6 protein-coding genes are annotated in these 6,755 nt (G+C 66.1%); 3 read left to right on the forward strand and 3 right to left on the reverse strand.

Annotated features, from left to right (window positions below):
- Window positions 1-6 precede the first annotated feature (6 nt).
- From LH128_RS25625 to LH128_RS25635, 3 genes are all read left to right on the forward strand, one after another.
- Window positions 7-366, forward strand: coding sequence for an SDR family NAD(P)-dependent oxidoreductase (locus LH128_RS25625; protein WP_327195264.1), 360 nt, complete (start codon window positions 7-9; stop codon window positions 364-366).
- Window positions 367-485: 119 nt separating this feature from the next.
- Window positions 486-1,109: a recombinase family protein gene (locus LH128_RS25630; protein WP_008832605.1), complete on the forward strand. Its 624-nt coding sequence runs from the start codon at window positions 486-488 to the stop codon at window positions 1,107-1,109.
- Between the two features lie 35 nt (window positions 1,110-1,144).
- The gene (locus LH128_RS25635; RefSeq protein ID WP_202950131.1) at window positions 1,145-1,486 is read left to right on the forward strand and encodes a hypothetical protein; all 342 of its coding nucleotides are present in this window, start codon (window positions 1,145-1,147) and stop codon (window positions 1,484-1,486) included.
- Between the two features lie 317 nt (window positions 1,487-1,803).
- Here LH128_RS25635 and LH128_RS32510 read toward each other — a convergent pair.
- The 3 genes from LH128_RS32510 to traA form a co-directional block, all read right to left on the reverse strand.
- Window positions 1,804-2,867 (reverse strand): IS630 family transposase gene (locus LH128_RS32510; protein ID WP_172705173.1). Its coding sequence is split into 2 segments (ribosomal slippage): window positions 1,804-2,373 and window positions 2,376-2,867, totalling 1,062 coding nucleotides; the frame shifts between segments, so codons are not numbered across the junction.
- 177 nt (window positions 2,868-3,044) lie between these two features.
- The gene (locus LH128_RS25650; protein WP_008832609.1) at window positions 3,045-3,803 is read right to left on the reverse strand and encodes a DUF6118 family protein; all 759 of its coding nucleotides are present in this window, start codon (window positions 3,801-3,803) and stop codon (window positions 3,045-3,047) included.
- Window positions 3,804-3,809: 6 nt separating this feature from the next.
- Window positions 3,810-6,725, reverse strand: coding sequence for a Ti-type conjugative transfer relaxase TraA (gene traA, locus LH128_RS25655; RefSeq protein WP_008832610.1), 2,916 nt, complete (start codon window positions 6,723-6,725; stop codon window positions 3,810-3,812).
- Window positions 6,726-6,755: the final 30 nt, after the last annotated feature.

Raw genomic sequence — 6,755 nt, forward strand, 5'->3', positions numbered from 1 at the left:
ATCGCCGTGTCGAGCCTGGCGGGCGAAACATCCGTGCCCTTCCAAGCGGTCTACGGCGCGTCGAAAGCCTATGTGAGCACCCTCATGCGAGCGCTTTCCGTGGAGCTTGCCGGGACGGGAGTGAGTGTTGGGTCTTTTGCACCCGGTGGAATCGACACAGACATGGCTGCCCTCAGCGATTTGAAGTGGGGGAGGTTGGGTTTGATGGACGTTGACCGGTGCGCGGCCCATGCAGTCCACGCTCTGGTTTATCGGCAATCCTTCGCCATACCGGGGATGGGCAACCAGCTCACATATTTGGCGAGCAGGGTTCTACCTCGATCGTTGGTCAATCGGATTGCCGCCCTCCCATATCGGCGCCCGTAGGGCGGCACCACATAAAAGGGGCAGGAAAGCCTGCGAATAGCATCTGCTGGCATCGTACCGGATTTGTTCGCCCTTAGCGTGCAGATACGTCACTTTCGTGTAGTCACCCCTATATCCGGGTGTCGAAGTCGGACGGCACGCAGACGCTGGAGCCGCAGCGCGACGCGCTGCTCGCGGTCGGCATCGATCCGTCCCGCATTTACGAGGATCTGGCATCGGGCCGGCACGATGCCCGGCCAGGTCTCACCGCCTGCCTGAAGGCGCTGCAACCGGGCAACACGCTCGTCATCTGGAAGCTCGACCGGCTCGGCCGCGATCTGCGCCACCTGGTCACGACCGCCGAGGATCTCCGGTCGCGCGGGATCGGGCTGAAGGTGCTGGCCGGTGCCGGCGCGCAGATCGACACGACGTCTGCCAATGGCCGTCTCGCCTTCGGCATCTTCGCGGCATTCGCCGAGTTCGAGCGCGAGCTGATCGCCGAACGCACCCATGCCGGCCTCGCTGCAGCGCGTGCGCGTGGTCGCATGGGTGGTCGGCCACGCAAAATGGACCGGGCTACCCTGGCGATGGCGATGGCGGCGATGTCCGACCGCAACGCGGTCGCGGCCGATGTCGCCAGGCGGCTCGGGATCACGACTACGACACTCTATGTCTACGTCAACGGCGATGGCAGCCCCAAGGCTCCGGGGCAGGCGTTGCTCGACACCATCCCGATCCGGTCAGTCCAGAACCGGGCCGCGTGATGGGTGTGGGCGTCACGGTCCCTATCGAGGCGATCGTGACGCTCCGGCGTCGTCTGGCGACACTCCCGGCACGGCATCCCGAGCGGCAACCGCTGATGGCTGCGACTAGGGTGACGGTGTTTGATGAGGTCCGGCTTCCCAAGGGGGAGGAGGGATGGGTCCTGTGTTTCCAGTGGGGACGCTACGACTACGGCGACGGCGAGTTTCAACGTGGCTACCGGTTCATCTGGCGACGGCCGGATGGCAGTCTCCAGCCTGCGCGAGGGCAGGCGCGCATTCCCACCATCGCCGATATCGAGACGCTGATCGGCATGGCCCGCGCCGCTGGCTGGGGCGATCACGACGGTGACGCCGAAGGGCATGGCGCCAGCGCATGACCTGACTTGGGGAGCGCCACCGCTCCCCAAGTCCCCGGGATCTCATGCTGGCGGTTCGCGCCGGTGAGGGAGCATCTCGAAAAAACATATGGACGCCGTTGCTGGTTCGGCAGTATTATGGCGATGCAGTAACGGCGTAGGCCAATACTGCAATTCCATCAACAGAGCAAAGGATTTTGCTTATGTTTTTTACGAGGTGTTCTAATGTTAATATCAATACCAGTTACCATCGCTATCGGTAGTTTCTCTTATAAGTGGCTTGTCGGCAGTTCTCTTCTTATCTTTCTTAAGTGGGGACTTATACCAATCTGCATTGATCAGAACTCACGCGCCCATTTGCGGCGGCCGATGGTCATGATGCGCCAGGGCTGATCGACGAGCTTGTTCCAAGCGTCACAGCAGTGATCGACGATGTTGTCGTAGGACGTGTAGATGCGGTTTGAGAGCCAGTTGTCGCGCATGAACTGCCAGATGTTCTCGACCGGGTTGAGCTCGGGGCATTTGGCCGGCAGCGCTATGATGCTGATGTTGGCGGGGACCTTGAGCTTGCCGGTCATATGCCATCCGGCCTGATCCATGAGCACCACAGCGTGCGCGCCCGGCGCAACGGCGAGTGCGATCTCGGCCAGATGCAACGTCATCGTCTGGGTGTTGCAGAAGGGCAGGACCAGCCCGGCGCCCTTGCCCTGTTCGGGGCAGATGGCGCCGAAGATGTAGGCCGACTTCGTCCGCTGGTCCTTGGGCGCTGAGGGCCGCGTACCGCGCCTCGCCCAGCGACGCGTGATCGTGTTCTTCTGCCCGACGCGGGCTTCGTCCTGAAACCAGATTTCTATGGGTGTGCCCTTCGGGAGGGCCGCCCGGACCTTTGCCACCTCGGTTGCAAAGCCCCCCTTTTGAAGGCGTCCATCGCCAGCTCGTTCTGCGCGTGATGGCGCGGCCGGGCGGTGAGCCTCACATAGCCCAGCTTCTTCAGCTCGCGGCTGACGGTGGTCTCGTCGAGCGACACCGCGAACTCCTCGTGCAGCCATTGCACCAGATCGATCAGGCGCCATCGCACGACACCATGGATCGCCGGGATCGGCCCGCGCTCCACCGCCTCGACCAATGCACGCCGCTGCGCGTCATCGAGGATCGAACGCTTGCCCGGCGCCTTGCCGTCGAGCAGCCCATCGGGACCACGGGCGTTGAACCGCATCACCCAGTCGCGCACGATCTGCAGCGTCACTCCACCGATCCGAGCCGCATCGCTCCGGCTGCCGCCATCGTAGATCTGCGCCAGCGCCAGCAACCGCCGGGCCTGCGGCGCGCTCTTCGACATCCGTGCCAAGCGCCGCAGCGCCGGCCCGTCGAAATCCTCTCGCAAGCCAATCGCCCGTCCCATTACAGCGTCCTCCTCGTGCAGGACGCCATTGAGTCAGACTTTCACCGGATTGGGAATCCCCTATGTGAGTCAGCCTCAGCGCACGTTGGTATTAACCGGCCTTCTTCGGGCGGCGCGAAATAACTGATTGAAGCATGCCGGAGCGGGACGCCGTTCCCGGCATGTGACGCGCCTGGTTCATCGCGTTCCCTTGTCGGCTTCCACGTTGACGGTGCACCGCACCGCCTCATGCGCTCTGTTCGCGCGCTTACGACACGCCTCCAGCACAACACGGTTGGCCGTCACGATCCGATCGCCCGCCGCGATGTTGGCGAAGGCGTCGGGTGCCGCGCTTTGCATCATCCGCTGCCCTGCTTCCCAACGGGGAAGGTCGAGCGTCCGCGCCGCCATGCGCTCGGGCCATTGCCAGCTCGCCGGCGCAACCTCGCGCGCGACGAGGCCGGGCAAAATCGCCCATGCGAGGATGCCGAGCGCTGCCCCGCCAAGCCCGAACCATAGCTGCCGGTTCTTCTGGTCGGCCCGCGTCCATGCGGACCCGGCGATGGCGCGAAGCTCGGCCATGACGCGGGCCTTGTCCTCGCCTGCCTTGGCGAGTGCCGCCTGGTCTTCGCGCCGGGCGGCGCTGCCCGCTGCCGCTATCCGCTGCGCCATCTGCTCGGGCGTCATCGCCAGCGCCGGACTGCGCGCGATCACGTCGCTGATGACCGCAATCCGCTCGGCCGTGGCGTCCACGCCCTGCTGCATCCGCCCCAGCGTCTCGGTATAGTCTGGCACATCGATATACGCCCGCTCGGCCGCCAGACCCTCCACGGCGCGGCGCAACAACGCCAGCTCACGATCCTGGCCTTCTATCACGGTGCGCAACCGGTCGAACGCCTCGGCTGGATCGCCGCCTTCCTGAATATCAGCCTGTGCTGAGCCTGTCGAAGTATCCATCGTCACCTACCGGCTTATGCCACGGTCGCGGTCACGCCCGATGCTGACCGACTGCGCGAGTCCCTGCCCGATCGAGCGGTCCCGCTCCATGTTCAACGCCAGCTCGGGCGCGCGACGGTGCAACGCGGATTCGAGCTGCGGGTCGCGTTGTAGCCCGCCCGCGATGCTCTCCATGCGCTTGCCGAGCCGTTCCGCACCCGCACGGTCGCCGGCACGTTCCATGCTGGCCTGCGCTTCCTTCATGCCCTGCCACTGCTCCACGAACCGTCCAGCGCGCTTCTCCGGGTCGATGCGGACCTGGCGCTCCGCCTCCATCGCCTTGGCCGCGCCGCCCGTGTTGCCCTCGGCCGCGTCACGCGCGAGCCGGGGGTCGCGCTCGATCGCGCTGGCAAGGTCACGCGCGCCATGCGGCCGCACCTGGTCGAGCGCGTCGCCGGCCTTCGCCAGCGCCTGTTCCTGGTGCGCCAGCACCGGCAACCGCTTTTCCTTCATCCGGCCTATATCGGCTGCGGCGCGCCCATAACGTTCGATCGCACGGGCCTGCGAGGGTGCCATTGGCCGATCGGCCGCGACACGCTCCGGCGACATCACCTTCTCGGTTGCCGGCTTCGGCCGGAACCCGTCGAACATGCCCCGCGCCTTGTCGCGGACCTTCGCCACCATTTCACGCGCGCGTTCCGGGAACCGGATCTCGCGCCGATCGGCGAACGCGCGCGCCTGATCCTGCTCGGGCTTGGCGTAATCGCTCGCCATGTCCTTGCCGCGTTCGCGCGACAGGGCGCGGACGAGCTGGCGCTGATCGGCGAAGTCGTCGCGGCCATAGTGGAGCTGCACGTCGTCACGGTGCCGCGACATGCCGACATAGGCGCTGTGCCGGTCCATGCCGGGGGTGGCGAGAACGTAGGCGCTTGTCACCGTCACGCCCTGCGATTTGTGGAACGTCGCCGCATAGCCATGATCGACATGGGCATAGTCCTTCGTGTCGAACGCAACGCCGCGCCCGTCATCGAGGCGCACCGCCATCCCCTCGGGCGATACCCGCTCGATCGTCGCAAGCATGCCGTTCTTCACCCCCATGCTCCGCTCGTTGCGAAGGAACATGATGCGGTCGCCAGTCGCGAACTGGCGCTCGCCGCGCTCGGCCTTCACCGTCACGTCGTCGCCAAGGTCGCCGCTCGCGCGCAACCGGTCGCGCGCCTCGCCATTGAGGCTCTGCACCTCGGCGTTGGTGTGGGTGAGGATGATCCGGCTCTTGCCCGGTTCGGCCTGGCGCGCGCGATCCCAGCCATCGACCAGCTCGCTACGCGCAGCCAAGCGCGTGTCGGCCGCGTGGACCATGCCCTTGCCGTCATAGGCATGGATCGCCTCGCCGGTGCGCCCGGTCGCCAGCGCGCGCGTGGCGTCGCGCTGCCAGTCCTCGCGCTGCCGGCGTATCTCGGTGATCTCGGCCGCGCCGTGCCGCTCGGTGACGCTGCGGAACGCCGCGCCCGCCTCGATCGCCTGCAACTGCTCAGGGTCGCCCACCATCACGACCTTGGCCCCGGCATCACGCGCTTGGGACAGCACCCGCTCCATCTGACGCGAGCCGATCATGCCGGCCTCGTCCACCACCAGCACTTGCCCAGGGCCTAGTTGCTCGCGCCCCTGCCCCCATGCGTGTTCAAGGCTGGCGATGGTGCGCGACTGAATGCCCGACCCGCCTTCAAGATTCTCGGCCGCGATACCCGACAACGCCGCGCCGCGCACCGTGTAACCCTGCCCTTCCCATGCCTCACGCGCGACGCCCAGCATCGCCGACTTGCCCGAACCGGCATAGCCGACCACCGATGCCAGCCCGGCGCTGCCGGTCACGTGATCGAAAGCGTCCCGCTGCTCGCCCGACAGGACAAGGCCCCGGCCCTCGGCCGCGCCGATCGCGGCGTCACGCTGCCGATCGCCGACACCATGCTCGGCGCGGCCCGCCAGCTCGTCGCCGGCACGCTCAAGCCGGTTCTCCACCGCGATCATGTCGCGCGACGTGAACCGCTCCTGGTCGCGCCCGTCCTTCCCCAATGCCACCAGCTCGGGGCTGGCGCGCACTGCCCCCATCACTTGGTCGAACTGCTCCTTGCCGTCTGAATGCCGGTGCACGAACATCGCCAGGTCACGGGTGGTGAAGGTGGCTTGGCTGCGCGTGATGCCGTCCAGCGCGACGCGCGGATCGGCCGCAATCTTCGCGCCGTTCTCCCGCGCAATGCGCCGGTGATCGTCGGCGCGCTCGGCATCCTCGCCGCGGTCGAGGCGTCGCATCCCTGCCGGCCCGATCTTGTGCTGCGGCTCAAGCTCGATCCCCTGCGCCTCGTAGGAGCGATGGTCGATCCGGCCCTCAAGCCCCAGCTCGGCCATGCGTTCGTTGACGTGGCACGACCACGCCTCGCGCCAGTCCTTCAACAGCTCGGTGCCGTTCCAGTCGCGGTTCTTTTTACCGAACCCTTGCCGATCCACATCGCGCATCGCCAGCATGACATGCGCGTGCGGCTTGGGGGAGCCGTCCTTCGCATGATCCCAATGCACGTTCAGGTCCGCGACCATACCGCGATCGACAAACTGCTTCTTCACGAAATCGCGGGCGAGCTGGACGCCCTGCTTCTCATTCATCTCACGGGGAATCGAAAACTCGACCTCGCGGGCAAGCTGCGCGTCCTTGCGCTTCTCGCCTGCTTCCACCTCGTTCCACAAGGTCGCGCGATCGTTTAAACGCTCCGGTGCGCCCTCCGGCAACATCACCTCGGAATGGATGACGCCCGCCTTGTTGCTGAAGTCGTGGTTACGCCCAAGGCGGTCATCGTGCAGCTCGGACGCGGAACGATAGGCGGCGCTCGCAACCGCGCTCGATCCGTTCGCACGGCTCACAACCTTGGCGGAGAAATGGTAGATCGCCATGACGCTTCGCACACTGCCTTACTTAGCGCA

Origin of the sequence: Sphingomonas sp. LH128, assembly GCF_000293195.2 — a bacterium.
Lineage (GTDB): Bacteria > Pseudomonadota > Alphaproteobacteria > Sphingomonadales > Sphingomonadaceae > Novosphingobium > Novosphingobium resinovorum_A.

Bases quoted from the DNA above. Each gene is read 5' to 3' on its own strand.
- traA (WP_008832610.1), bottom strand. From the start codon at position 6,725: ATGGCGATCTACCATTTCTCCGCCAAGGTTGTGAGCCGTGCGAACGGA.
- LH128_RS25650 (WP_008832609.1), bottom strand. From the start codon at position 3,803: ATGGATACTTCGACAGGCTCAGCACAGGCTGATATTCAGGAAGGCGGC.